The sequence below is a fragment of the Phenylobacterium immobile (ATCC 35973) genome (assembly GCF_001375595.1).
GTDB classification, from domain to species: Bacteria; Pseudomonadota; Alphaproteobacteria; order Caulobacterales; family Caulobacteraceae; genus Phenylobacterium; species Phenylobacterium immobile.
In genome coordinates, this window is record NZ_CVJQ01000001.1 from 967,338 (window position 1) to 990,168 (window position 22,831).

23 protein-coding genes and 1 tRNA gene are annotated in these 22,831 nt (G+C 66.0%); 13 read left to right on the forward strand and 11 right to left on the reverse strand.

Going from position 1 to position 22,831, the window contains the following annotated elements:
* Positions 1-954, forward strand: a complete 954-nt coding sequence (gene ispH, locus BN1313_RS04920) for a 4-hydroxy-3-methylbut-2-enyl diphosphate reductase (RefSeq protein ID WP_091737251.1) — start codon at positions 1-3, stop codon at positions 952-954.
* Positions 955-957: 3 nt separating this feature from the next.
* Here ispH and BN1313_RS04925 read toward each other — a convergent pair whose 3' ends face one another.
* The 3 genes from BN1313_RS04925 to gcrA form a co-directional block, all read right to left on the reverse strand.
* Entirely contained in the window at positions 958-1,176 is a 219-nt protein-coding gene (locus BN1313_RS04925) for a DUF2093 domain-containing protein (RefSeq protein WP_091737254.1), read from the reverse strand.
* 27 nt (positions 1,177-1,203) lie between these two features.
* On the reverse strand, positions 1,204-2,649 hold the full coding sequence (gene xseA / locus BN1313_RS04930) for an exodeoxyribonuclease VII large subunit (RefSeq protein ID WP_091737260.1): 1,446 nt from the start codon (positions 2,647-2,649) through the stop codon (positions 1,204-1,206).
* A 90-nt stretch (positions 2,650-2,739) separates the two neighbouring features.
* Positions 2,740-3,246: a cell cycle sigma 70 cofactor GcrA gene (gene gcrA, locus BN1313_RS04935; RefSeq protein ID WP_091742354.1), complete on the reverse strand. Its 507-nt coding sequence runs from the start codon at positions 3,244-3,246 to the stop codon at positions 2,740-2,742.
* 229 nt (positions 3,247-3,475) lie between these two features.
* Here gcrA and BN1313_RS04940 point away from each other — a divergent pair, with 229 nt between their 5' ends.
* The 4 genes from BN1313_RS04940 to BN1313_RS04955 all read left to right on the forward strand — a co-directional run bounded on the left by BN1313_RS04940 (position 3,476) and on the right by BN1313_RS04955 (position 7,585).
* Positions 3,476-4,306, forward strand: coding sequence for an ABC transporter permease (locus BN1313_RS04940; RefSeq protein WP_091737262.1), 831 nt, complete (start codon positions 3,476-3,478; stop codon positions 4,304-4,306).
* Positions 4,307-4,419: 113 nt separating this feature from the next.
* Positions 4,420-5,649: an aspartate aminotransferase family protein gene (locus BN1313_RS04945; RefSeq protein WP_245620096.1), complete on the forward strand. Its 1,230-nt coding sequence runs from the start codon at positions 4,420-4,422 to the stop codon at positions 5,647-5,649.
* Complete coding sequence (argF, locus tag BN1313_RS04950) at positions 5,646-6,593, forward strand: ornithine carbamoyltransferase (RefSeq protein ID WP_091737265.1); 948 nt, start codon at positions 5,646-5,648, stop codon at positions 6,591-6,593. The genes BN1313_RS04945 and argF overlap by 4 nt, the downstream gene beginning before the upstream one ends.
* 38 nt (positions 6,594-6,631) lie before the next feature.
* Positions 6,632-7,585 (forward strand): Hsp33 family molecular chaperone, encoded by a 954-nt coding sequence (locus BN1313_RS04955; protein WP_091742360.1) that lies wholly within the window; start codon positions 6,632-6,634, stop codon positions 7,583-7,585.
* Between the two features lie 29 nt (positions 7,586-7,614).
* Here the strand turns inward: BN1313_RS04955 and metZ are convergent, their stop codons facing one another.
* Positions 7,615-8,799: an O-succinylhomoserine sulfhydrylase gene (metZ, locus tag BN1313_RS04960; protein ID WP_091737268.1), complete on the reverse strand. Its 1,185-nt coding sequence runs from the start codon at positions 8,797-8,799 to the stop codon at positions 7,615-7,617.
* A gap of 101 nt (positions 8,800-8,900) precedes the next feature.
* On the opposite strand from metZ, the gene BN1313_RS04965 reads away from it, so the two are divergent.
* A complete protein-coding gene (locus tag BN1313_RS04965) occupies positions 8,901-9,932 on the forward strand; it encodes a 2'-deoxycytidine 5'-triphosphate deaminase (RefSeq protein WP_091737271.1) in 1,032 nt (343 codons plus the stop codon).
* On the opposite strand, the gene BN1313_RS04970 is transcribed toward BN1313_RS04965, so the two are convergent.
* Both BN1313_RS04970 and BN1313_RS04975 read right to left on the reverse strand, forming a co-directional pair.
* Entirely contained in the window at positions 9,929-10,435 is a 507-nt protein-coding gene (locus tag BN1313_RS04970; protein ID WP_091737274.1) for an SRPBCC family protein, read from the reverse strand. The genes BN1313_RS04965 and BN1313_RS04970 overlap by 4 nt on opposite strands.
* Positions 10,432-10,764: an ArsR/SmtB family transcription factor gene (locus BN1313_RS04975; protein WP_245620097.1), complete on the reverse strand. Its 333-nt coding sequence runs from the start codon at positions 10,762-10,764 to the stop codon at positions 10,432-10,434. Before BN1313_RS04975 ends, BN1313_RS04970 begins: the two co-directional genes overlap by 4 nt.
* A gap of 139 nt (positions 10,765-10,903) precedes the next feature.
* Between BN1313_RS04975 and BN1313_RS04980 the strand changes: the two genes are divergently transcribed.
* Together BN1313_RS04980 and BN1313_RS04985 are read left to right on the forward strand one after the other, a co-directional pair.
* Entirely contained in the window at positions 10,904-11,872 is a 969-nt protein-coding gene (locus BN1313_RS04980; RefSeq protein WP_091737277.1) for a quinone oxidoreductase family protein, read from the forward strand.
* Positions 11,873-11,948: 76 nt separating this feature from the next.
* Positions 11,949-12,788, forward strand: a complete 840-nt coding sequence (locus BN1313_RS04985) for an alpha/beta fold hydrolase (protein ID WP_091737279.1) — start codon at positions 11,949-11,951, stop codon at positions 12,786-12,788.
* A gap of 73 nt (positions 12,789-12,861) precedes the next feature.
* Here the strand turns inward: BN1313_RS04985 and BN1313_RS04990 are convergent, their stop codons facing one another.
* The 3 genes from BN1313_RS04990 to arsH all read right to left on the reverse strand — a co-directional run bounded on the left by BN1313_RS04990 (position 12,862) and on the right by arsH (position 14,457).
* Positions 12,862-13,215 (reverse strand): ArsR/SmtB family transcription factor, encoded by a 354-nt coding sequence (locus BN1313_RS04990; RefSeq protein WP_091737282.1) that lies wholly within the window; start codon positions 13,213-13,215, stop codon positions 12,862-12,864.
* Positions 13,216-13,271: 56 nt separating this feature from the next.
* A complete protein-coding gene (locus BN1313_RS04995; RefSeq protein ID WP_176695892.1) occupies positions 13,272-13,607 on the reverse strand; it encodes a hypothetical protein in 336 nt (111 codons plus the stop codon).
* A gap of 121 nt (positions 13,608-13,728) precedes the next feature.
* Entirely contained in the window at positions 13,729-14,457 is a 729-nt protein-coding gene (gene arsH / locus BN1313_RS05000; RefSeq protein WP_091737287.1) for an arsenical resistance protein ArsH, read from the reverse strand.
* Between the two features lie 145 nt (positions 14,458-14,602).
* Here arsH and BN1313_RS05005 point away from each other — a divergent pair, with 145 nt between their 5' ends.
* From BN1313_RS05005 to BN1313_RS05020, 4 genes are all read left to right on the forward strand, one after another.
* Positions 14,603-15,115: an arsenate reductase ArsC gene (locus BN1313_RS05005; protein ID WP_091737290.1), complete on the forward strand. Its 513-nt coding sequence runs from the start codon at positions 14,603-14,605 to the stop codon at positions 15,113-15,115.
* Entirely contained in the window at positions 15,112-15,816 is a 705-nt protein-coding gene (locus BN1313_RS05010; protein ID WP_091737293.1) for an aquaporin, read from the forward strand. Before BN1313_RS05005 ends, BN1313_RS05010 begins: the two co-directional genes overlap by 4 nt.
* Positions 15,813-16,229: an arsenate reductase (glutaredoxin) gene (gene arsC, locus BN1313_RS05015; RefSeq protein ID WP_091737296.1), complete on the forward strand. Its 417-nt coding sequence runs from the start codon at positions 15,813-15,815 to the stop codon at positions 16,227-16,229. The genes BN1313_RS05010 and arsC overlap by 4 nt, the downstream gene beginning before the upstream one ends.
* A 201-nt stretch (positions 16,230-16,430) precedes the next feature.
* A tRNA-Gly gene (locus BN1313_RS05020) sits at positions 16,431-16,505 on the forward strand.
* 16 nt (positions 16,506-16,521) lie between these two features.
* On the opposite strand, the gene BN1313_RS05025 is transcribed toward BN1313_RS05020, so the two are convergent.
* Entirely contained in the window at positions 16,522-17,217 is a 696-nt protein-coding gene (locus tag BN1313_RS05025) for a Crp/Fnr family transcriptional regulator (RefSeq protein ID WP_245620099.1), read from the reverse strand.
* A gap of 439 nt (positions 17,218-17,656) precedes the next feature.
* Here BN1313_RS05025 and BN1313_RS05030 point away from each other — a divergent pair, with 439 nt between their 5' ends.
* The gene (locus BN1313_RS05030; protein ID WP_091737302.1) at positions 17,657-19,735 is read left to right on the forward strand and encodes a prolyl oligopeptidase family serine peptidase; all 2,079 of its coding nucleotides are present in this window, start codon (positions 17,657-17,659) and stop codon (positions 19,733-19,735) included.
* On the opposite strand, the gene putA is transcribed toward BN1313_RS05030, so the two are convergent.
* The gene (putA, locus tag BN1313_RS05035) at positions 19,732-22,815 is read right to left on the reverse strand and encodes a bifunctional proline dehydrogenase/L-glutamate gamma-semialdehyde dehydrogenase PutA (RefSeq protein WP_091737305.1); all 3,084 of its coding nucleotides are present in this window, start codon (positions 22,813-22,815) and stop codon (positions 19,732-19,734) included. The genes BN1313_RS05030 and putA overlap by 4 nt on opposite strands.
* Positions 22,816-22,831 lie beyond the last annotated feature (16 nt).

The following is a 22,831-nucleotide window of genomic DNA, read 5'->3' on the forward strand; positions in this document are numbered from 1 at the left end:
ATGATCAAGCCCGCGCTGACCGTGCTTCTGGCCTCGCCGCGTGGCTTCTGCGCTGGCGTCGACCGGGCCATCCAGATCGTCGAGCGTGCGCTTGAGACCTACGGCGCGCCGGTCTATGTGCGCCACGAGATCGTTCACAACCGCCACGTTGTCGGCCGCCTGCGCGCTTTGGGCGCGGTGTTCGTCGAGGAGCTGGACGAATGCCCGCCGGATCGCCCGGTGGTGTTCTCCGCCCACGGCGTGCCGAAGGCGGTCCCGGCGGAGGCGCGTGAACGCAAGATGCTGTTCCTCGACGCGACCTGCCCGCTGGTGTCCAAGGTCCATGTGGAGGCGCAGCGGCACTTCGAGGAGGGCCGCGAGATCGTCCTGATCGGCCACGCCGGCCATCCGGAGGTGGTGGGCACGCTGGGCCAGTTGCCGGACGGCGCCATCCACCTGATCGAGACCGTTGCGGACGCGCGCGCCTACGCGCCCAAGGATGGTGACAACGTCGCCTACGTCACCCAGACGACCCTGTCGGTGGACGACACTGCGGAGATCATCGAGACGCTGCGGGCGCGCTTCCCGGGGATCGCCGCGCCCTTCAAGGAAGATATCTGCTACGCCACCACCAACCGCCAGGATGGGGTGAAAGCGGTGGCCGCTCGGGCTGAGGTGCTGCTTGTGCTGGGGTCGGCCAATTCATCGAATTCCGTTCGCCTGGCCGAGGTCGCGCGCCGCGCCGGCGTGCGGGCTTCGCACCTGATCGACAGCGCCGACGCCCTGGATTTCGCCTGGCTGGAGGGCGCGCGCGTGGTTGGCGTCACCGCCGGGGCGTCAGCGCCTGAGATTCTGGTGGACGGTCTGATCGCCCGTCTCGCCGAGCGCTATGATGTGACCGTCGAGCACGTCGAGGTCGCCCGAGAGACGGTGAGCTTCAAGCTGCCGCGCGCTCTGGACGTGGCGGTCGGCTAGGCCTCAGCCGTTGAGTTCCTGCCAGCGCTTCAGCGCCTCGGCCGGGCCGGCGTAGGCTTCCTGTTCGGCGGCGCTCCAGTATCGCAGGGCGTCCAGTGGAATCTGCTTGCCGCTGACGGCGCACAGGACGTGGCGACCCGGGCGCAGAATGGCGAACTCGCCGTCGCCATAGTGCAGGACGGCCAGGTCAGAGCTGGAGAGGTTGCGGTCGTGGGCGTTCATGAACGCTATTTAGGCCCTCCCGCGGCGTCAGAACAGATCGCGCTGCGCCGGATTTTTCGGCTTAGGCTTTCCGACGACGCGCGGCGGGCTGGCCGACGCGTCGGACGCGGCGCCATCAATGACCGCGTGGCGGTCGACGCGGTCGGCGAAGGTCAGGGTCACCGCCTCACCGGAAACAAGGCTGGCCCCGGAGCGCACCAGGGCGCCGTCCGCCCGGCTGACGCGGGCGAAGCCGCGAGCCAAGGGCCGATCTGGATCGGCCGAGGCGTGCAGCTTGCCAAGGGACTCCAGGCGTTCCGACAGCCGCTCCAACCTGCGTTCAGCCGCCGGCTGCAGCCGCTCGACCAGGCGCGACAGCCGTTCGCTCTGCACCGCTTGCGGTCGACTGAGCAGGCCCGGCCCTAGACGTGATGAGATGCGAACCAGATCGCGCTCATGCAGCGCTGCGTTGCGCGCCAGCCCGGCCGTCAACCGGCCTGACACCAGCCCGAACCGCTGGGCCGCCAGCTCCACAATATCCTCCACGCGGCGGAGCGCGCGCTCGGCTGCGCCGATCCGGCTGCGCCGATCCTCCACCACACGGCCGCCGCAGCGATGCATCCGGCTGGCGAAGTCGGCCACTGCGGCCTTGAGCTCGGCGAGCACCGGCGTGGCCATCTCCGCCGCCGCTGTCGGCGTTGGCGCGCGGCGGTCCGAGACGAAATCAATCAGGGTGGTGTCGGTCTCGTGCCCGACAGCGCTGATTAATGGGATGGCGGAGGCCGCCGCGGTGCGCGCCAGGGCCTCGTCGTTGAAAGGCCAGAGGTCCTCCACCGAGCCGCCGCCGCGGGCGACGATCAGGATATCGGGGCGGGGCAGGGCGCCGCCCGCCGGCAGGGCGTTGAAGCCATTGATCGCCGCGCCGACCTGGGTCGCGGCGGCGTCGCCCTGGACGACGACCGGCCACACCACCACGCGGCAGGGCCAGCGGTCGCGGATGCGGTGGAGAATGTCGCGGATCACCGCGCCAGTCGGGCTGGTGATGACGCCGATAACCGAGGGCATCGCCGGCAATGGCCGCTTGCGGGCGGACTCGAACAGTCCTTCCGCGGCCAGCTTGGCCTTGAGACGTTCGAGTTGGGCCAGCAGCGCGCCCACGCCCGCGGCCTCCATGGTCTCAATTACGATCTGATAGCGCGAGCCCTGCGGGTAGGATGTGATCTTACCGGTGACCACCACCTCCATGCCCTGCTGGGGGCGGATGGCGAGACGGCCGGCCTGGCCCTTCCAGACGACGCCGTCGATGGCGGCGCGCTCATCCTTGAGCGTCAGATAGACGTGGCCGTTGGCGTGGTGCGTGACCTTGGAGAGCTCTCCGCGTAGTCGGACGAACCCATAGGCGTCTTCGAGCGTGCGCTTAAGGGCGAAAGCGAGTTCGCTGACCGAATAGGGTTGGGTGTTTGACGCTTGGTCTGCCGCCGCGGCTTCGCTCATGCGACCAACCTAGGGGTTCGCGCCAGGAGCGGAAAGGGCGCGCCGTCCGCCGAAGCAACCCGGCGCGCCCCCATCCCCAACGGATTCGGTTCAGATGTAGCGGCGCAGCGAGCGGGCGAGTTCCTTGGGACCCGCCCGCTTCTTCGCCGCGGCAGGCTGGTAGGCGACTTCGCTATGCTCGTGGCAGTAGGGGCCGATCTCGCCGGTCCGGCGGCCGCAGAATGTGAAGCTGTCCTGGGCCGGATCGCCGATTGGCCATTTGCACATGTGGGCGCCGAGCGTCAGCACCGTGGCTGATCCTGGCGCTTCTTCCACATAGCGAGCGACCTGCATGGGCTGGGCGATCACCGCGGGCTCCGGCGCGCGGCGTGGGGCGGCGGCCACGGGTTGCGGCGCGGCGCGGGCGGGTCGGGGCGCCTTGAACACCGGGCGGGCCGGCTTCGACGGCGCGGCGCGCCCCGACAGACCCAGCCTGTGAACCTTGCCGATCACGGCGTTGCGGGTCACCCCGCCTAATTGTTTGGCGATTTGGCTGGCGGACAGCCCGTCCTGCCAAAGCTTCTTCAGCATCTCGACACGTTCGTCGGTCCAGCCCATGTCAGCCTCCTCCAGCGTCCGGCGCTCGGCCGGATCAACATCTTGTGGCGCCGCGATCCTCGCCGCTTCACCAACCACCACTAATCGTAACCAACTCCTTAAGAGCCACAATAGGCGCCCTCTCCTTCGTCCACAGGAACTAGATGTTGAGTGCCGGTTGATCAGCCGCGACCGCACTTGCGCCGTCAGCCTGGCGCGCGCACATGGGCGCTGGGCAGGAGGGCTCGGGATGGACGATTCAGCATCAGCCGCATTGGTCGGTCGCGCAGCGACGCCGCCGCCGGCGAAGGTCTACACCGGCGTCAACTGGCGCGGCATGACCACCCTCTACATGCGTGAGATCCGCCGTTTCTGGAAAGTCGGCGCCCAGACGCTGGCCGCCCCGGTGGTCACGGCTCTGCTCTACATGATGGTTTTCGTCGTCGCCGCTCAGGGCGCTCGGCCGATTCATGGCGTGGAGTATGGGGCCTTCGTCGCGCCTGGCCTGATCATGATGCAGGTGCTCAACAACGCCTTCGCCAACTCCTCATCGAGCCTCATGCAGGCGAAGTTCAGCGGCCTGATGGGCGATTTCCTGACGCCGCCGCTCACGCCCGGCGAGCACGTTTTCGGCTTCGGCATGGGCGCTGCGACCCGGGGCGTCGTGGTGGGTCTGATCACATGGGCGGTGGTCGCGCCCTTCGCCCATGTCGGCGTGGCGCACCTGTGGGCGCTACTCTACTTCGGGGCCGCCGCCTCGGTGATCATGGCGATGATTGGCATCTTCGCCGGTCTGTGGGCGGAGAAATTCGACCACATGTCAGTGGTCACCAACTTTATCGTGATGCCCATGACCTTCCTGTCGGGCACCTTCTATCTGGTGGAGCGGCTGCCGGAGCCCTTCCGCACATTCAGTCATTACAACCCGATGTTCTACCTGATCGACGGCTTCCGCTACGGCATGCTGGGCCACGCGGAAGGCTCGCTGACGGTGGGGGTGCTGATGACCCTGGCGCTGAGCGTGGGCCTGACCATCTGGTGCCACCGCCTCTTCGCCGTAGGCTACAAGATCAAGACCTGACGGTCGCGTCCCGCTTCGGAATTGACAGAGCCGCCCTTGCGGCGGAAAAACCCGACGCCTTGTTGTCCCCGTCGCCCCGCGGCGGGGACGCTTCCGTTTGAAGGGCCCATTCCATGAGCCAAGCCCCCGCGCCTGTTCCCGCCGACCACATCATGGGCGTCTATTCGCGCACGCCCCTGGCGTTCGAGCGAGGCGAGGGCTCCAAGCTCTTCACGACCGACGGAGTCGAGTACCTGGACTGCCTGGCGGGCATCGCGGTGAACGCGCTCGGCCACAACAACCCCAAGCTGGTCCAGGCGCTGAAGGATCAAGCTGACAAGCTCTGGCACGTCTCCAATATCTTCACGATCCCGGGCCAACAGGCGCTCGCGCAAAAGCTCACTGACAAAACCTTCGCCGACATGGTGTTCTTCACCAACTCCGGCACGGAGGCGATCGAGTGCGCCATCAAGACAGCGCGCAAGTACCACTGGGCCAAGGGTCAGCCGGAACGGATCGACATCATCGGCTTCGATGGCTCGTTCCATGGCCGCACGATCGCGGCGGTGAACGCGTCGGGCAATCCGTCCTACCTGGAAGGCTTCGGGCCCAAGCTGCCGGGCTTCCTGCAGGCGCCCTTCGGCGACCTCGACGCGATCAAGGCCCTTATGGGGCCGACCACGGCGGCGATCATCGTCGAGCCTGTGCAGGGCGAGGGCGGCGCGCGGTCGGCGACCGAGGCGCACCTCCAGGCGTTGCGCCAGCTGTGCGACGAAACCGGGACGCTCCTGATCTATGACGAAATCCAGTGCGGCCTGGGCCGGACCGGCAAGCTCTTCGCCTACGAGTGGGCGCAGGACGCCGCGCCCGACATCATGACCATCGCCAAGGCTCTGGGCGGCGGTTTCCCGGTCGGCGCCTGCCTGGCCACCGCCGAGGCAGGCCGCGGGATGAGCGTCGGCTCGCACGGCTCGACCTACGGCGGCAATCCACTGGCCATGGCCGTCGCCGGCGCGGCCATGGAGGAGCTGACGAAGCCCGAGCTGATGGAGCATGTGCAGGAGGTTTCGCGCTACCTGACTCAGCAGATCGCCGGCTTGAAGGCCCGCTTCCCCGACGTCGTCACCGACATCCGGGGCAAGGGCCTGCTCATCGGCATCCAGCTTCTGACCCCCAACCGCGAGTTCATGCAGCACGCCCGCGACCAGCGCCTGCTGATCGCTGGCGGCAGCGACAACTGTGTCCGACTCCTGCCGCCGCTCACGCTCAGCCTCGATGAGGCCCGCCAGGCGATTGAGAAGCTGGAGGGCGCCTGCGAGGCCGCGCGGGCCAAGTCGCAGGCCAAGCTGAAGGCTGAGGCATGACCGTTCAGAGCGCGGCCGCCGTCCGGCACTTCCTCGACATCTGGAAGCTGGAGGCCGCCGACCTCCGCGCCATTCTTGACGACGCCCACGCTCGCAAGGCCGCCCGCCGCGGCTGGCCGAAGGGCATGGTCGATCCTGACCGCCCGGCGGACGGTCGTGTCCTGGCGATGATCTTCGAGAAGAACTCGACACGCACGCGCTTCTCCTTCGACGCGGCCATGCGTCAGCTGGGCGGCTCGGCGATCATCTCGAACAGCGCCGACATGCAGCTGGGCCGCGGTGAGCCGATCGAGGACACCGCGCGCGTGCTCTCGCGCATGGTCGACGCCATCATGATCCGCGCCAACGACCACGAGGATGTCGAGCGGCTGGCGCTCTCCGCCTCGATCCCGGTGGTCAACGGCCTGACCGATCGCAGCCACCCCTGCCAGATCATGGCGGACCTGTTGACCATCGAAGAGCATCGCGGGCCGATCGCAGGTAAGACGATCGCCTGGGTCGGCGACGGCAACAATGTCTGCGCGAGCTTCATCCACGCCGCGCCCAAGCTGGGCTTCACTCTGAAGGTCGCGTCACCGGCGATCTATCACCCGGACCTGGTGGACCTGGCCCGCGCCGCCGAGCAGCAGGGCCGGATCTACACGACCCAGGACCCGCGCGAGGCTGTCGACGGCGCCGATTGCGTCATCACCGACACCTGGGTCTCCATGGGCGACGTCGACCATGACGAACGACTGGACGCGCTGGAGCCCTATCAGGTCGATGAAGCTCTGATGGGCGTGGCGAACAAGGACGCAGTGTTTCTGCACTGCCTGCCCGCGCACCGGGGCGAAGAGGTGACGGACGCGGTGATCGATGGGCCGCAGAGCCTGATCTGGGACGAGGCGGAAAACCGCCTGCACGCCCAGAAGTCGGTCCTGGCCTGGTGCTTCGGCAAGATCTGAGGCTACCAAACCGCGGGATCGCTCCCTATATGGCGCCGATGTCTCGAACGCCCCCCGCCCCGTTTTCCGACGATGAAGTGATCGCCTTCCAGATCGAAGGCGAGTCTGTCCGCGGCCGCCTGGCCAGGCTCGGCCCGGCCATCGACCAGATCCTGACCGGGCATGACTACCCCGAGCCCGTCGCCAACCTGCTGGGCGAGGCCTGCGCGCTGGCCGCGCTTGTCGGTTCGAACCTGAAGTTCGACGGTCGGCTGATTGTCCAGGCGCAAGGCGATGGCGCGGTGCGCTATGTCGTGGCGGACTACGACACCAACGGCGGAATGCGCGGCTATTGCCGCTTTGACGCCGAAGCCTTGGGCAAGCTCGCCGCAGGCTTCGCCCAGCCAGGCGCCAAGTCGCTGCTAGGCCAGGGCGTGTTCATCATGACCGTCGACCAGGGCGCCGACATGGATCGCTACCAGGGTGTCACGGCGATCGAAGGCGAGACCCTGGCCCTGTGCGCCGAGCAGTATTTCGCTCAGTCGGAGCAGACTCCCACCCGCGTACGTCTGGCCGTCGGCCATACCGAGACCGGCTGGCGCGCCGGCGGCGTGCTGATCCAGAACATCGCTGAGGACGAGGCCCGCGCCCCCACGGCCGAGGCCTGGATCCGCACTCAGGCGCTATTCGAAACTCTGGGCGAAGACGAACTGGTCGACGTCGACCTGCCCGGAAATCAGCTCTTGTTCCGGCTGTTTCACGAGGATGGCGTGCGCGTCTTCGGCGCTTCGCCCATGCGCGCCATGTGCCGCTGCAGCGCCGGCCGCATCGACGCCTTGCTGCGCTCCTTCAGCCCTGAGGAACAGGCCGACATGGTCGAGGCCGACGGCAAGATCCATGTGACCTGCGAGTACTGCGGCAAGGTCTATTCCGTTGACCCGTTCGAGGTGCTGGAGTCCGCCGCGCTGGAGCCGCCGACGGAGCCGAAGGCGGACGGCTCGACCCTGCACTAACAACCGCCTTCCGCGCGGAGCGGGAGCCCCTAGGCCGCGTCCAGCGCCCGCGTCACGTCGCGCACCAGATCGCCGGGGCCTTCGAGGCCCACGCTCATGCGAATCCAGCCGGGGGTCAGTCCGATCGCCAGGCGCTCATCTTCCGGCGTCGAGCGGTGGGTCGTCGTCGATGGGTGCGTCGCCATCGACTTGGCGTCGCCCAGGTTGTTGGAAATGTCGACGATCTCCAAAGCGTTCAGGAACCGCCAGGCAGCCTCCTGGCTGCCCAGGTCCAGCGCCACGACATTGCCGCCGCCGCTCATCTGGCGGGCGATGACCTCGGCCTGCGGGTGGTCGGCCCGGCCGCAGTAGGCGACGGCCTTGGCCTTGGCGTGGGCCGCCATGGCGTCGGCGACCTTGGCCGCGTTTTCCGACTGGCGGCGGACGCGGAGGTCCAGCGTCTCCAGGCCCTTCAGCATCACCCAGGCGTTGAACGGCGAAAGCGCCGGGCCGGTGTGGCGGACGATGTCCTTGTAGGCCTCGCTCATCAGCGGCTCATTGCCCAGCACCGCGCCGCCCAGGACGCGACCTTGGCCATCGATGTGCTTTGTCGCCGAATAGACGACAATGTCGGCGCCGAGTTGCAGCGGTTTCTGGAAGATCGGGGTCGCAAAGACGTTGTCGACAACCAGCTTGGCGCCGGCCGCGTGCGCGATCTCGGCGACGGCGGCGATGTCGGTGACTTCCAGTAGCGGGTTGGCCGGGCTTTCCACCAGGAAGGCCTTGGTGTTGGGCCGCACGGCGTTGGCCCAATCGGTCAGGTCAGTGGCGTCGACAAACGTCACCTCGACGCCGAAGCGCGGCAGATACTCCGAACAGATCCAGCGGCAGGACCCGAACAGGGCGCGGCCAGCGACGACATGATCGCCAGCACGCACCAGGCCGGTCAGGGCGAGCGTGATGGCGGCCATGCCCGAAGCCGTGGCCCGGCAGGACTCCGCGCCCTCCAGCAAGGCCAGGCGGTCCTCGAACATCTGCGTCGTTGGATTGCCGAAGCGTTGATAGATGAATCCCGGCGCGTCACCGGCGAAGCGCGCATCGGCGGCTTCGGCGCTGTCGTAGGCGAAGCTTTGAGTTAGGAAGAGGGCTTCGGAAATCTCGCCATAGGGCGAACGGGCCAGCCCGCCGCGCACCAGCCGGGTTTCGACTTCCCAGTCGCGAGGGTCTTCGGACATCGCAGGGCTCCTTCGGTAGAGGGGGCGCTTGAACGCCTGAGCGGCGCCTCCGTCAAGCTTCGCTTGCAAAGCCTGCGTCGCGCCGCAAGTGTGCGCCCCCCATGACTGGCATCAACACGCTCATCAACGCTCCGGGCATCTTGCCCTCCCAATCGATCGAAGCCCTGATCGCGCAGGGCGCGGTGGCGGCCGACACGCCCTTCGAGGCCGACCAGGTCCAGCCGGCGAGCCTGGACTTAAGGCTCGGCGCGCGCGTCTGGCGGGTTCGGGCCTCGTTCCTGCCGGGCGCAGGGCGCAAGGTGATGGATCGTCTGCCCGAAGTCGCCATGCATGAACTCGACCTGACCCGGGGCGCTGTGCTGGAGCGCGGCTGCGTTTACATCGCGGAACTCCAGGAAAGGCTGGCCCTGCCGGCCGGCATATCGGCCCGCGCCAATCCGAAGAGCTCGACCGGCCGCGTCGACGTCTTCGTGCGCCTCCTGAGCGACGGCGGCGCCTTCGACGATGTGGCCGATGGCTATGTGGGCCCGGCCTATATTGAGATCGCGCCACAGACGTTCTCGATCCTGGTGCGCAACGGCACGCGCCTCAACCAGCTGCGCCTCAAGGCCGGCCGGCCCGAGCACCTCGACACTCGCAACGTCGGCGTCGACTTGGGCGTTGGTATCGTCGGTTTCCGTGCGCGCCGTCATTCGGGCGTCATCGACCTCGACAAGGTCGATGGCCACGACCCGCGCGACTATTGGGAGCCGCTCTACGCCCAGCGCGGCCAGCTACTGCTCGACCCCGGGGAGTTCTACATCCTGGCCTCAAAGGAGCCGGTTGAGATCCCGGTCATGCAGGCCGCCGAGATGACCCCCATCGACCCGTCTGTCGGTGAGTTCCGCGTCCACTACGCCGGCTTCTTCGATCCGGGCTTCGGGACCGACGAGGCGGCGGGCAAGGGCTCGCGCGGCGTGCTGGAAGTCCGCAGTCATGAGACGCCCTTCATCCTTGAGGACGGTCAGACGGTGGCGCGACTTGTCTACGAACCCCTCACCGAGCGGCCGCGGCGTCTCTACGGCGACCAGGGCTCCCACTACCAGCGCCAAGGCCTGAAGCTCTCCAAACACTTCCGACCCTGGGAGGGTTAGGAGGGCCGACGGGCCGCCGCCCAGCCGAGCCGCCGGTCGAGTTTGGCCAGTTGGCTGTTGAAGCCTTCGATGGACATCTTGGTCCAGTGCGGGTCGAGGTGCGGATGCAAGGTGACAACCATGTGCGTCTCGTCGCCAGCCGGGATGAAGGCGACATCGATGATGGAATCGTAGGGCGCCACGCCGGGGATGAAGTCGATGATGTGCATGAGGCTCAGCCGCGCGGTGGGTTCGAACACGGTGTAGACCCCGTGGGTCCCGTGGCTGAGGGGTTGGTTCATGGACTCCATGGCGGCGATCGCCTCGGGGGCGTCGGCGATCATGTCATAATCGAGCGCCCCGCCTTCGCGGGCCTCCAACACATGGACTTCGACGCGGAAGCCTTCCGGCCCCCACCAGGATTCAAAGCCCGCCTTGGTGGTCCAGAGCGCCCACAGGTCGTCGGCGGGCGCTTGATAGGTGCGTTCGACGACCACGGCGGCCTGCAGGGTTGCGTCGCTCATCTCGGGGTTTTCTCACTGGATGTCGTTTGTGCTTCGAGCGCCGCGCCGAACCGGTCGAGTCGCGCCTCCCACAGGCGACGGTAGTCGGCGAGCCAAGCCTCAAGTTCGGCGAAGGGCTCCGGTCGCAGCGAATAGAGCCTGCGCTGGCCCTCTGGCCGAGCGGCGACGAAGCCGCGCTGCTCCAGGATCCCCAGGTGCCTCGACACCCCGGACTGCCGTATGCCGGCTTCACGCACAAGGTCGCCCACGGGACGTTCGCCATCGCGGAGCGCGGCCAGGATGCGGCGGCGCGTCGGATCGGCAAGCACATCGAAATTCGTTTCATTCACACACACATATATATTCAATGATGTATATATCCGCAAGCGCCTTGGGGACTCGCGAAAGGGCTTGAGGACTCCGCGTGTCGAGGTGATGGTCGGCCCAGAGCGCAGCATCCACCAGACTTGCGCCGGGGACAGGAAACACATGAAAGCCTATCGCCTGCACGCCTTCGAAGGCCTCGCTGGTCTGCGCTTTGAGGATGTTGAGGTCCCCACGCCGGGGCCCGGCGAAGTTCTGATCCGTCAGACCGCCATCGGTGTTAATTTCTCGGAAGTCTCCCGGCTGGTCGGTCGCTATCCTGGCCCGCCCCTGCCGTCCGGCATCGGTATGGAAGGCGCCGGGGTGGTCGAGGCGCTGGGTGAGGGCGTAACGCGGTTCGCGCTCGGCGACCGGATCGTCGGCCTGGGCGGCCCGTCCTATTCGGAAAAGCGCGTCGCCGCCGCCGACCGGGCGGTGATCATCCCGCCTGAAGTGTCCGATGACGTCGCGGCGGCCGCCTTCGGCAAAGGGCTGACCGCCGCCTATCTCGTTGAAAAGGCCTACGCGATCCGGCCGGGTGACACCGTGCTGGTGCACGCCGCCGCCGGTGGCGTCGGCCAGGTTCTTTGCCAATGGGCCAAGGCTTTAGGTGCTCGAGTCATTGGCACAGCCGGGTCGCCTGAGAAGCTCGACTTCGCTTTGGCTCACGGTTGTGACGCGGCTATCGACTATCGCGAAGACGACTTCGTCGCGCGGGTCAAGGAACTGACCGACGGCCAGGGCGTCGAGGTCGTCTACGACTCAGTCGGGAAGGACACGTTTATGGGTTCGCTCGATTGCCTGAAGTTGCGCGGCACGATGGTCAGCTACGGCTCCGCCTCGGGGCCAGTGCCGCCGCTCGACATCGCCCTGCTCGGGCAGAAGGGCTCGCTCACGGTCAAGCGCGCGAGCCTGCCACACTATCTGGTCACCGGCGCCGACATCCAGGCCGCCGCCGCGGCCTTGATGGCGAGGCTGGTGGACGGCTCGATCACCGTGCGCATAGACAAGGTCTACCCCCTTGCCGAGGCGCCCCAGGCCCTGGCCGACATGGGCGGCCGCACGACCATCGGCTCGCTGGTCCTGCGGCCTTAGGCTCAGTCTGGCGTCATTCACCTGCGCGTCTTAGACTCCTGAAGCGGCGACGCTGAGATCGCCGAGGAGGAAGACAATGGCTTTGACCGCCGAGCATACCAGCCGCTTCGTGCGGGCTGGCGATGTGAAGGTTCACTACCACGAGGCGGGCTCCGGCCCGGCGTTGGTGTGCATCCACGGCGGCGCGCCTGGCGCCTTCGGCTGGGGCAATTTTGGGCGCAACATGGACGCCCTGTCGGCGCATTTCCGGACAATTATTGTCGACCTGCCCGGCTACGGGAAATCCGACAAGCCGCCGATCGAGGGCGGCCAGTACGGATTCTACGCGAAGATCTTTATCGACATGTTGGACGCGCTCGGCATCGACAGGGCGCACATCATGGGCATGGCCACGGGCGGTGGCGCGGCGATCAAGATGGCGATCGACTACGCTGATCGGGTCGACAAGTTGGTCTTGGTGAGCTCCGTCGGCGGGGTGATGCAGTTCGCCCCACAGCCGACTGAGGGCATGAAGACCATCCGCGGCTACTACGGCGGAGATGGTCCATCACCGACCAAGATGCGCCGCTATCTCGAGACGATCATGTACGACGCCAGCCTCATCACAGAAGACCTGGTGATGGAACGCTACGCGGCCAGCATCGACCCGGCGTTCATGAGCCAGGCGCCTGAGGGCCGGCCGGGCAGCGTCGCGGCGCAGGAACCCGTTTGGAAGGACCTCGATCGGATCAAGGCGCCGACCTATGTCCTCTGGGGCCGCGACAATCGCGTCCAGACTTACGAAAACGCACTGTTCATGTTGAGCCGCATCCCCGATGTTCAACTGCACATCTACGGTCAGACCGGCCTATGGGTGCCCTTTGAGCGCGCCGCCGCGTTCAATCGCCAGGTGATCGACTTTCTGACAGAGGACTGAGGCTTAGGTGACGGAAAACCCCTTTACAAGGGGCTGACGTCAAGTTCACCCGCGGGTCGATGTGCTGTGCGCATCACACCGGATCCAGTGCGGCGCATTGGCTGCGCAACACCATTTCGGCTAGCGACCCACAGATTTCCGGAGCCCCCCCGCAGCAATCCTGCATGAGGTATCCAAGAAGATCTGTCATCTTGTCGAACCGCGCAGAGTAGATGATGGACCGGCCATTGCGCCTGCTCTCGACCAGTCCCGCATTGGCGAGAATGGAAAGCGAGGCGGAGAGCGTATTGGCCGGTACGTCCAGTCGCCGAGCCAACGCGCCGGCGGGAAGGCCGTCTTCCCCGGCCTGGATCAATAGGCGAAAAGCTGACAGCCGGCCCTGGTGAGCTAAGGCGGACAGAGCGGTCACCGCGTCTTTCATTTCCATAGTTCCTCCATATCGGAAATGAACGAACCAGCAATGCCCCGCCCCGTGAAGTTGGCCTACCGTCCTTTGGAGATGGGAACTTTGAATGTCCCTCTCGCGCCCGGTGCGGCTACCAGGCTGCAGGCCGCCCCGTCCGGGACAATGGGAAACGGGCAGCTTTCCGCGCCTGAGACGGCGATCGTAAGCGCGGTCTTGGCGTTCACCTTGTAGTCACAGCTCGCGCGCCGGAGTTTTGGATCGTTGTAGGTGGGGATAGCCCGATCCAGCAGGACCATCTTCACCCCTCCGTCGTTGAGCACCTCACATTTCATCGCCCAACGCCCTTCGCCGACGCCTGAGATAACGACTGCTGGCTTGTCTGCCCCAAACGCCGGCGCGGCCAGCAGCGCCACCATTCCCACCCAATGAGCCTTCACGTCGCTTGCCTCTTAAAGTTTCATTATTTCGTGAATACAAGAAATAATGAAACGAAGAAAGGGAATTTCGACTCAAGGCTCAGGTCTTGGCGTGGCTTCAGGTCTGCTCGTGGCTCATGGCTACGGCGGCTAAGGCCGCTGGCTCATTGACCTTGCCCACGGCCTTGCGCTCGCTGTAGCGGTCGACGAGGTAGTCGGCCCGGTCCCGAGTGAGCAGGGTGAATTTCACAAGCTCCTCCATCACATCGACCACGCGGTCATAGTAGCTGGACGGCTTCATGCGACCGTCAGGGTCAAACTCCTGATATGCCCGGGCGACCGAAGACTGATTGGGGATGGTGATCATCCGCATCCAACGTCCTAACAGTCGCAGGGTATTGACGGCGTTGAAGGATTGCGAGCCGCCACTCACCTGCATGACGGCAAGGGTTCGTCCCTGCGTGGGCCGCACGCTGCCCACTTCAAGAGGAATCCAATCGATCTGAGCCTTCATGACGCCTGAGATCGCGCCATGGCGCTCCGGACTGCACCACACCTGACCTTCAGACCAGGCAGAGAGTTCGCGCAGCTCTTGGACTTTTGGATGATCCGGGGGCGTCGCGTCGGGGAGCGGCAGGTCCCGGGGATCAAAAATCCGAACTTCGCAGCCAAGTCTCACGAGAATCCTCGCCGCCTCTTCAGTCAAGAGCCGGCTGTACGACCGCTCTCGCAGCGAGCCGTAGAGCAGCAGGATGCGGGGCGGGTGCAGGGCGCGGCCTTTCGGCTCAAGTGCGGAAGGGTCTGGGGCTTCGAGGAACTCGGATTCAAGCGCGGGGAAATCGACCATGGAGGTGGGAGCTTCACTAAAGGTTTTCACATTGCATCTATTCCAGAAATATCGAATAGACGTGTTTGTCGTCAACCTTCGCCGCCTGACCCGTGTTGGTCGAGTGGCTTAGTCGCCAACAATTCTGACCGCCCCTGAGAGTCGCATGAGCACCAGACTGGCCGCCATTCTCATCCTCTGCACAGGCAACTCCGCGCGTTCCATCCTTGCGGAAGCGATACTCAACAAGAAGGGCGCAGGTCGCTTAGTCGCCTACTCCGCGGGCTCATTTCCGAAGGGTCAGGTTCATCCGCAGGCGTTGGCGCTACTTGCCCGCCTCGGATATTCCACAGAGGGCTTGCGTTCAAAGTCGTGGGATGAGTTCGCAGGCTCGACCGCGCCCAGCCTCGATTACATCATCACGGTTTGTGACAACGCGGCGGGCGAAGTCTGCCCGATATGGCCAGGCGCCCCGATCACGGCCCATTGGGGCGTGCCTGATCCTGCTGGGGCGACAGGCTCTGACACAGAGGTCGCCGCAGCTTTTGCCGAAACCTACAAGCGGCTTGAACGACGCATCGACGCCTTCTTAGCTGCTCCCTTCGAGGGGTCGGATCGTGCGGCGCTAAAGTCGAAACTCGATGAGATTGGCGAGATCGAAGACGGCGATGGCCAATGACGGCTGATCCTGCTGAAGCACCGCCTTGGAGAGAAAGTGGCCTTGCAAGAAAGCTGGTGGCCGAAGGCGTTGGTTCCGCCATGCTCCTCGCCGTCGTTGTTGGGTCTGGCATCATGGGCGAGCGGCTGTCGGGCGGGAACGCAGCCATCGCCCTTCTTGGCAACACAGTTGCGACGGGGGCCGGGCTTGTTGTGCTGATCAGCATCTTCGGCCCCATCTCCGGCGCACACTTCAACCCCATCGTCACCGCCATGTTCGTGGCGAGACGAGGGACGCCATGGGTCGTGGGCCTAGGCTACGCCCTGGTCCAGTTTGTCGGCGCTGTCTTAGGCGTCTTCACCGCCCACGTCATGTTTGCAATGCCGACGGTTCAGGTGTCCGAGAAGGTCCGCGAAGGCCCGCATCAAGCATTCGCAGAGGCTGTCGCGACCTTCGGTCTGATCGCCGTCATCTTGGGCGCTCTGCGGTTTCGGCCCCAGGCCGCGCCGATGTTGATCGGCCTCTACATCACCGCGGCGTACTGGTTCACAGCCTCGACCTCCTTCGCGAACCCTGCTGTCGCGGTCGCCAGAAGCTTCACCAACACTTTCACCGGCATCGCGCCGACATCCGTCCCTGGGTTTATCCTTGGAGAATGCCTCGGGGGCGTCCTTGCCGTGGCGACGTTTGGTTGGCTGTTCGCGCAGGAGCACAAGCCATGAGCGACCCAGAATTTCCCATCGTGATTTTTCACAACCCCGACTGCGGAACCTCCCGCAATGTCCTCGAGATGATCCTGAGCGTCGGCTATGCGCCGGATGTCGTCGAGTACCTCAAGGCTGGATGGACGGAAGATCAGATTATCGACCTCGCCGCCCGAGCTGGCTTGTCTCTGCGCGAGCTGTTGCGCGAGAAGGGAACGCCAGCGGCCGATTTGGGCCTGCTCGATGATGCGGTGGACGACAGGCGGCTGATCGAGGCCATGCTCGCCCATCCGATCCTGGTCAATCGCCCCATCGTCGTTACGCCGAGGGGCGTCGGGCTTTGCCGGCCCTCTGAGACAGTATTCGATCTCCTCGACCGCAAGCCAGCAACCTTCACGAAGGAAGATGGAGCGGTCGTGAGGCTTGAGTAGGCTGTTCTGGAGAGACGAACTATTCACCCGTGCTCTGCGCCAACGTCCGGTGAGCGCGGGTTGCGTCGCCGCACAACCTTGCTTGAGGCGCGCGGGGAGAACGGCTATGGGAACGCGGTCGGAACTTCAGTTTGGCCGGTGATGTAATCCGCACGTGATACGGGCGTCACATCTCACCAAGTGACTGAAATAATTGACAATGCGGGCGTAGTTCAGAGGTAGAACGTCAGCTTCCCAAGCTGAATGTCGTGGGTTCGATTCCCATCGCCCGCTCCAGCGCGCCAGGTTGCGTCTAGCCGTCTTTCACGGGCAGCAAGCGCTCGTAGGTGCCGTGCACCACGCCGTAGCACTCGCAGGTCAGCTGCTGCAGCACTTGACGGTCGAGAATCTCGACGATGCCGCGGCGATAGCGGATCGCACCCTTTTCCTGGAGCGCGCGGGCGACGGCGGTCACGGTGGTGCGCTGAACCCCAAGCATGTCGGCCAGGAACTCCTGGGTGAGCGCAATGGTGTCCGAAGAGATCCGGTCGTGACAGGTGAGCAGCCAGCGGCAGAACCTGGCCTCCACCGAATGCAGCGCATTGCAGGCGACCGACTGAATGGCGTGCCCAAACAGAGCCTCGGCGTGGCGATCGACCAGGTCGCGAATCCTGGCGCTGCGCGTCCAGGCGTCGTGCAAGGCCGAGGCGCTGATGCGGCTGGCGCGCACCGGTGTCTGAATGATCGCGCGGCTGAGCGACTGGCGCGGCGAAATGGCGGCCGACAGGCCCAACGCCCCTTCACGGCCGATGGTGGCGCTCTCGATGGCCGCGCCATTCTCCATCAGCGTCATCAAGGAGACGACGCCATCGTGTGGAAAGTAGACCGTGTCCATCGGGTCGCCGGGGTCATAGAGCAGGCGGCCCCGCTCAAGATCCACCTGCGCCAGCTGGGGGGCGATCAGCCCGTAATCCTCCGCCGGCAGGGCGACAAGCAGTCGGTTTTGCACCTGTAGTGTTCGCCTTATCATCGGTGGAGGAAACGTTGCCGTAGCGCTTGGGTTTCAAGTTATCGATTGGTGCGGCTTAAGACTGTCGAGAACTCGACACACCTTTGCAAAGCCTAACAAAAAATTTCGCGCAGAACCGAGTCCGCGGCAAACTGCAGTTGGTTAACGCCAAGAAAACGAAGCTGGTCAGCGCTCGGATTTATAACTTGGCGGATTCAACCGGGAGTGGCGGCTCGCCTCTATTCATCTGCTCGACCGGCAATGCCCGCATCATCTGTCTTTCACCGTAATTTCGCCACGTCGCCACGGTTCCGCCGCGATATCGCCGGTTGCCATGCGCCCTGCGGCGCTGCTGAATGGGCGTTGCGCAGACGGAGAGGTTGAGATGCATCGAACCGGGCCGAGGGCGGCATGGGCTGGCGTAGTCCTCGGCGCCACAATGCTTTTGGCGGGAGGCTCAGGCTTGGCTCAATCAATCGCCCCGGCGCCCGCCGACCCCTATGTGTGGATGGAAGAAATCGAGGGCGCGCGCGCCCTGGATTGGGCCAAGGGCGAGAATGCGCGATCCTTGCCGAAGCTGCAGAGCGATCCGCGCTATGCGGGGCTTTACGCGGACGCCCTGGCGATCGCCACGGCCAAGGACCGCATCCCGGCTGTCAGCTTCGCCGGCAAGTCGGCCTTGCGCGATTTCTGGCAGGACGCGGAACATGTCCGCGGTATCTGGCGGACCGCCAGTCTGGAGAGCTACCGCGCGGGCGCGCCGGATTGGCGGACGATTCTCGACATGGACGCTCTGGCCAAGACGGAGGACGCAAACTGGGTCTGGGAAGGGGCGATGTGCCTCGCGCCCGAAGAACGCTATTGCCTCGTCAGCCTGTCGAACGGCGGCAAGGACGCGGTCATCGTCCGCGAGTTCGACACCGAGACGCGGCAGTTCGTTGACGGCGGTTTCAATCTGCCGGAAGGCAAGCACAGGTTCGACTGGATCGACCGCGACACCCTGATCGTCGTCACCGACTGGACGCCGGGCGATGTGACCACCTCCAGCTACCCGTTCATCGCCAAGATCGTGAAGCGCGGCCAGCGGCGCGAAGCCGCCGTGGAGGTGTTCCGCGGGACCAAGACCGATGGCGGCTATGGCGTCTCGCCGATCGTGCTGCGCGACGCTGAGGGTCAGGCCCAGGCGGTGATCATCCAGCGCCCGCTCGATACCTACAACGCCGAATATCACCTGCTGCTCGGCGACAAGACGGTAAGGCTGGCGCTGCCCCTGAAGTCCACGATCCAGGGCTATGTGGCGGGACGCGTGCTGGCGACGCTGGAGGACGATTGGAGCGAAAAGGGCCTAAAGGCGGGCGACCTCGTCGACTTTGACATCGCCGCCCTGAAAGCCGCGCCTTCCGCCCTCGCGCCCACCGTGGTCCTGCGCCCGACTGAGAGCCAAAGCGTCGAGCAGGTGGCGACCACCCGCGACCGTCTGGTCGTCGCGCTCCTCGACAATGTGAAGGGCCAGATCCTCAGCTTCGCGCGCGAAGGCGCGGGCTGGAAAAGCGCCCGGCTCGCCTTGCCGACCGACTCGACCATCGTCATCGCCGCTGCGGCCGACGCGGACGACAGCTTGATCCTCAACATTTCCAGCTATCTGCAGCCCAATAGTCAGTGGCTGGCCGACGCCTCGGGCGGCGCGACGGCGACATTGCGCCAGTTGCCGGCCCGCTTTGACGCCGGCCCCTATGTCACCGAGCAGATGTGGGCGACGTCCAAGGACGGCACGCCGGTGCCCTATTCCGTGATCCGGCGGAAGGACATCAAGTACGACGGGACCAACCCCACCGTACTCTACGCCTATGGCGGCTTCCTGGTCAGCATGACCCCGGCCTATTCCGGAACCATCGGCAAACTCTGGCTCGACAAGGGCGGGGTCTACGTCGTGGCCAACATCCGCGGGGGCGGGGAATTTGGTCCGCGCTGGCACAACGCGGGTCTGAAGCTCGACCGCATGCGAGTCTATGACGACTTCTTCGCCGTCTCCCGCGACCTGATCGCCAAGAAGATCACCAGCCCGGCGAAGCTGGGCATCATGGGCGGCTCCAACGGCGGCCTGCTGATGGGCGTGGCGCTCACCAAACATCCTGAGCTCTACAAGGCCGTCGTGATCCAGGTGCCGCTGTTCGACATGATCGCCTATGATCACATCGGCGCAGGTTCGTCCTGGATCGGCGAATATGGCGACCCCAAGGTCCCGGCCGAGCGGGCGATGCTGATGACCTACTCGCCCTATCAGAACCTGAAGCCTGGGCAGCCCTACCCGCAGGTCTTCATTGAGACCTCGACCAAGGACGACCGCGTTCACCCGGCCCACGCCCGCAAGGCGGCGGCCCGCCTCAAGGAATATGGCTACGATTTCCTCTATTATGAGAACATCGACGGCGGTCACGCGGCGGCGGCCAACCTGAACGAACGCGCCATGCGTCAGGCGCTGGAGTTCACCTATCTCGCCCAGCGATTGATGGACTAGAGGTTGAGCAAGGCTGGATCGCCGCCCTGGGCGGCGATGTTGACGCTGACGGCGCGCTCCACGGCGTATCGGAGAAGGGCGTTTGGGCCACCAGCCTTCGGGCCGGTGCCGGACAGGCCTTCTCCGCCGAACGGCTGTACGCCAACAACGGCGCCGATCATGGATCGGTTGACGTAGGCGTTGCCGGCGGGGACGGCGGACTGCACGGCCGCGGCGAAGGCGTCGATGCGACTGTGCACGCCAAGAGTGAGGCCGTATCGGGCGGCGACGAGGGGAGCCGCCGCCGCCTCCAGCCGCGCCGGATCGTAGCGAACCACGTGCAGCACGGGGCCGAACACCTCGCGGGTGAGGAAACCCGCGTCAGGGATCTCCGCCAGCACGGGCCCGAAGAACCAACCGCCGTCCGGCGCCGGCAGGCGGGCGACGACGCGGGCCTCACGTTCCAGGCGTTTCAGGTGCGCAATGAGCGTCGCCTGGGCGTCTTCATCGATCACCGGGCCTAAATCGACGCGCGGGTCTGCAGGATCTCCTAAGGTCAGCTGCGCCATCGCGCCGGCCAATCCCTCGATCAGCAGGTCCGCGGTCTCGTGCGGCAGGAAGAGCATCCGCAGCGCCGAGCAGCGCTGGCCAGTCGAGCCGAAGGCCGAGGCCAGCACGTCGTCGATCACCTGCTCCCGCAGCGCCGTGGTGTCGACGAACATGGCGTTCAACCCACCGGTTTCGGCGATGAAGGGGACGATGGGGCCGTCCCTGCCCGCCAGGCTGCGGTTGATCGCCCACGCGGTTTCGGTCCCCCCAGTGAAAGCGACGCCGTCACATCCGGGATGGCTCACCAGCGCCGCGCCCACCTTGGAGCCATCGCCCGGCAGCAGGTGCAGGACGCCTTCGGGGACGCCGGCGCGGTGAAACAGCCGGATCGCGGCCGATGCGATCAGCGGCGTCTGTTCGGCGGGCTTCGCCAAAACAGCGTTGCCGGCGGCGAGCGCCGCGGCGATCTGGCCGGTGAAGATCGCCAGGGGAAAATTCCAGGGGCTGATGCAGACGAAGGCGCCGCGGCCGTGCAGGGTCAGTTGGTTGGTCTCGCCGACCGGCCCATGGAGGATCTCCGGCGCGCCGAACCGGGTTTCCGCCAACTGGGCGTAGTAGCGGCAGAAGTCGGCGGCCTCGCGCACTTCGGCGACGGCGTCGGCGAGGGTCTTGCCGGCTTCGACGACACAGAGAGCGATCAGGTGGTCGCGCTCTCCTTCCAGCGCCTCGGCCATGGCGCGCAGGATCGCCGCGCGGTCAGCGCCGCCCAGCCGGTCCCACGGCCTCTGCGCCGCTCGGCTGGCAGCGAAGGCGCGGTCGATATCGTGGGCCGTGGAGTCGTGAGTGTCGCCGATCGTCCGGTTGAGCGCGGCAGGGGACACCACCGGCCTCGGCGGCGCTGTCAGGATCTCCCGGCCTGAAACGATCGGCGCCGCGACAAGGCGCGAGAGGCCGCGAGCGGCGTCCGTCAGCCGGTCGCGTTCGGCCGCGATGGTCAGGTCCGCCCCTTCGGAGTTCAGCCGCGCCAGCCCATAGAGGCGGCGAGGCGCGGGGATGCGCGGATGCGGTGCGGCGCCTGCCCGTTCAACCGCGGCGAACGGGTCTCGCACCACCTCTGCCGGCGGGGTGTCTTCGTCCAGCAGGCTGTGGACGAAGGACGTGTTCGCGCCGTTCTCCAACAGCCGGCGCACCAGGTAAGGCAGCAGGTCTTCGTGACTGCCGACGGGCGCATAGACCCGTAAAGGCCACTGATCCTCACCCTCAATCGCCGCATAAAGCGGCTGGCCCATGCCGTGCAGCCGCTGATGTTCGATGGCGATGTCGGCCTTGCGGGCCATCAGCCTGACAGCCGCCAGGGTGTGGGCGTTGTGGGTGGCGAATTGGCCATAGAGCCACGGCGTGGCGGCCAGCAGTGTACGCGCGCAAGCGAGATAGGCCACATCCGTCGCCGCCTTGGTGGTGAACACCGGATAGCCCGGCAGCCCGCCTTGCTGGGCGCGCTTGATCTCGCTGTCCCAGTAGGCGCCCTTGACCAACCGCACCATCAGCCGGCGGCCCGACGTCTCGGCGACCTCCCGAACCGCGCCGATCACCGCGGAGCCTCGGGTCTGATAGGCCTGGACGGCGAGGCCCAGCCCACGCCAAGAGCCAAGGGCCGGCTCGCCCGCCAGCCGGTTGAGCACCTTCAGGGAGATGACCAGCCGGTCGGCTTCCTCGGCGTCCAGGGTCAGGTTGATGTTGGCATCCGCGGCCATCCGCACGAGGCCGAGCAGCCGGGGATACAGCTTGCTGAAGACCCGATCTTCCTGGCGCGCCTCATAGCGCGGCGACAGGGCCGACAGCTTCACCGAGATCCCATGGCCTGCCTCGGGGCCCTGACGCCCGGCGCCGTGGCCCGCGATTGTGCTGATGGCCCGTGCATAGGCCGCCTCATAGCGATCGGCGTCGGCGGCGGTCCGCGCGCCTTCGCCCAGCATGTCGAAGGAGCAGATGAAGCCCTCCGCGGCGGCCCGCGAAATCGCAGCTTCGATGGTCGCGCCCAGCACGAACTGCTCGCCCATGATTTTCACCGCCGCGCCGACGGCCTGGCGGATCACCGGTTCGCCCAGGCGTCCAGCCAGCCTGCGGATGAAGCCCGCGACATCTTTGTGGGCGGTCTCGTCAGGGTCCACCAAGCGGCCGGTCAGCATCAGGCTCCAGGTCGAAGCGTTGACCAGCAGGGAGTCTGACTGGCCGAGGTGGGCGGCCCAATCCGCCGAGGCGATCTTCTCAGCGATCAAACGGTCGCGGGTCTCGGCGTCCGGCGTGCGCAGCAGGGCTTCGGCCAGGCACATCAGGGCCAGGCCCTCGGGCGTCGACAGACTGAACTCCTGCAGGAAGCTTTCGACCACGCCCTGGCGTCGCGCGCGGCGCCGGGCGGCGACGACCAGGGCCTCGGCCTCGGCGGCGACGGCGCGTCGCTCGGCGGCGTCGAGCGCTGGGGTCGCCAACAGGCCGCCGAGGACCGTGCGCTCGTCGGCGAACTTCACAGCGTCCAGCAGATCGAAGTCCATGAGGTCATGTTGCCAC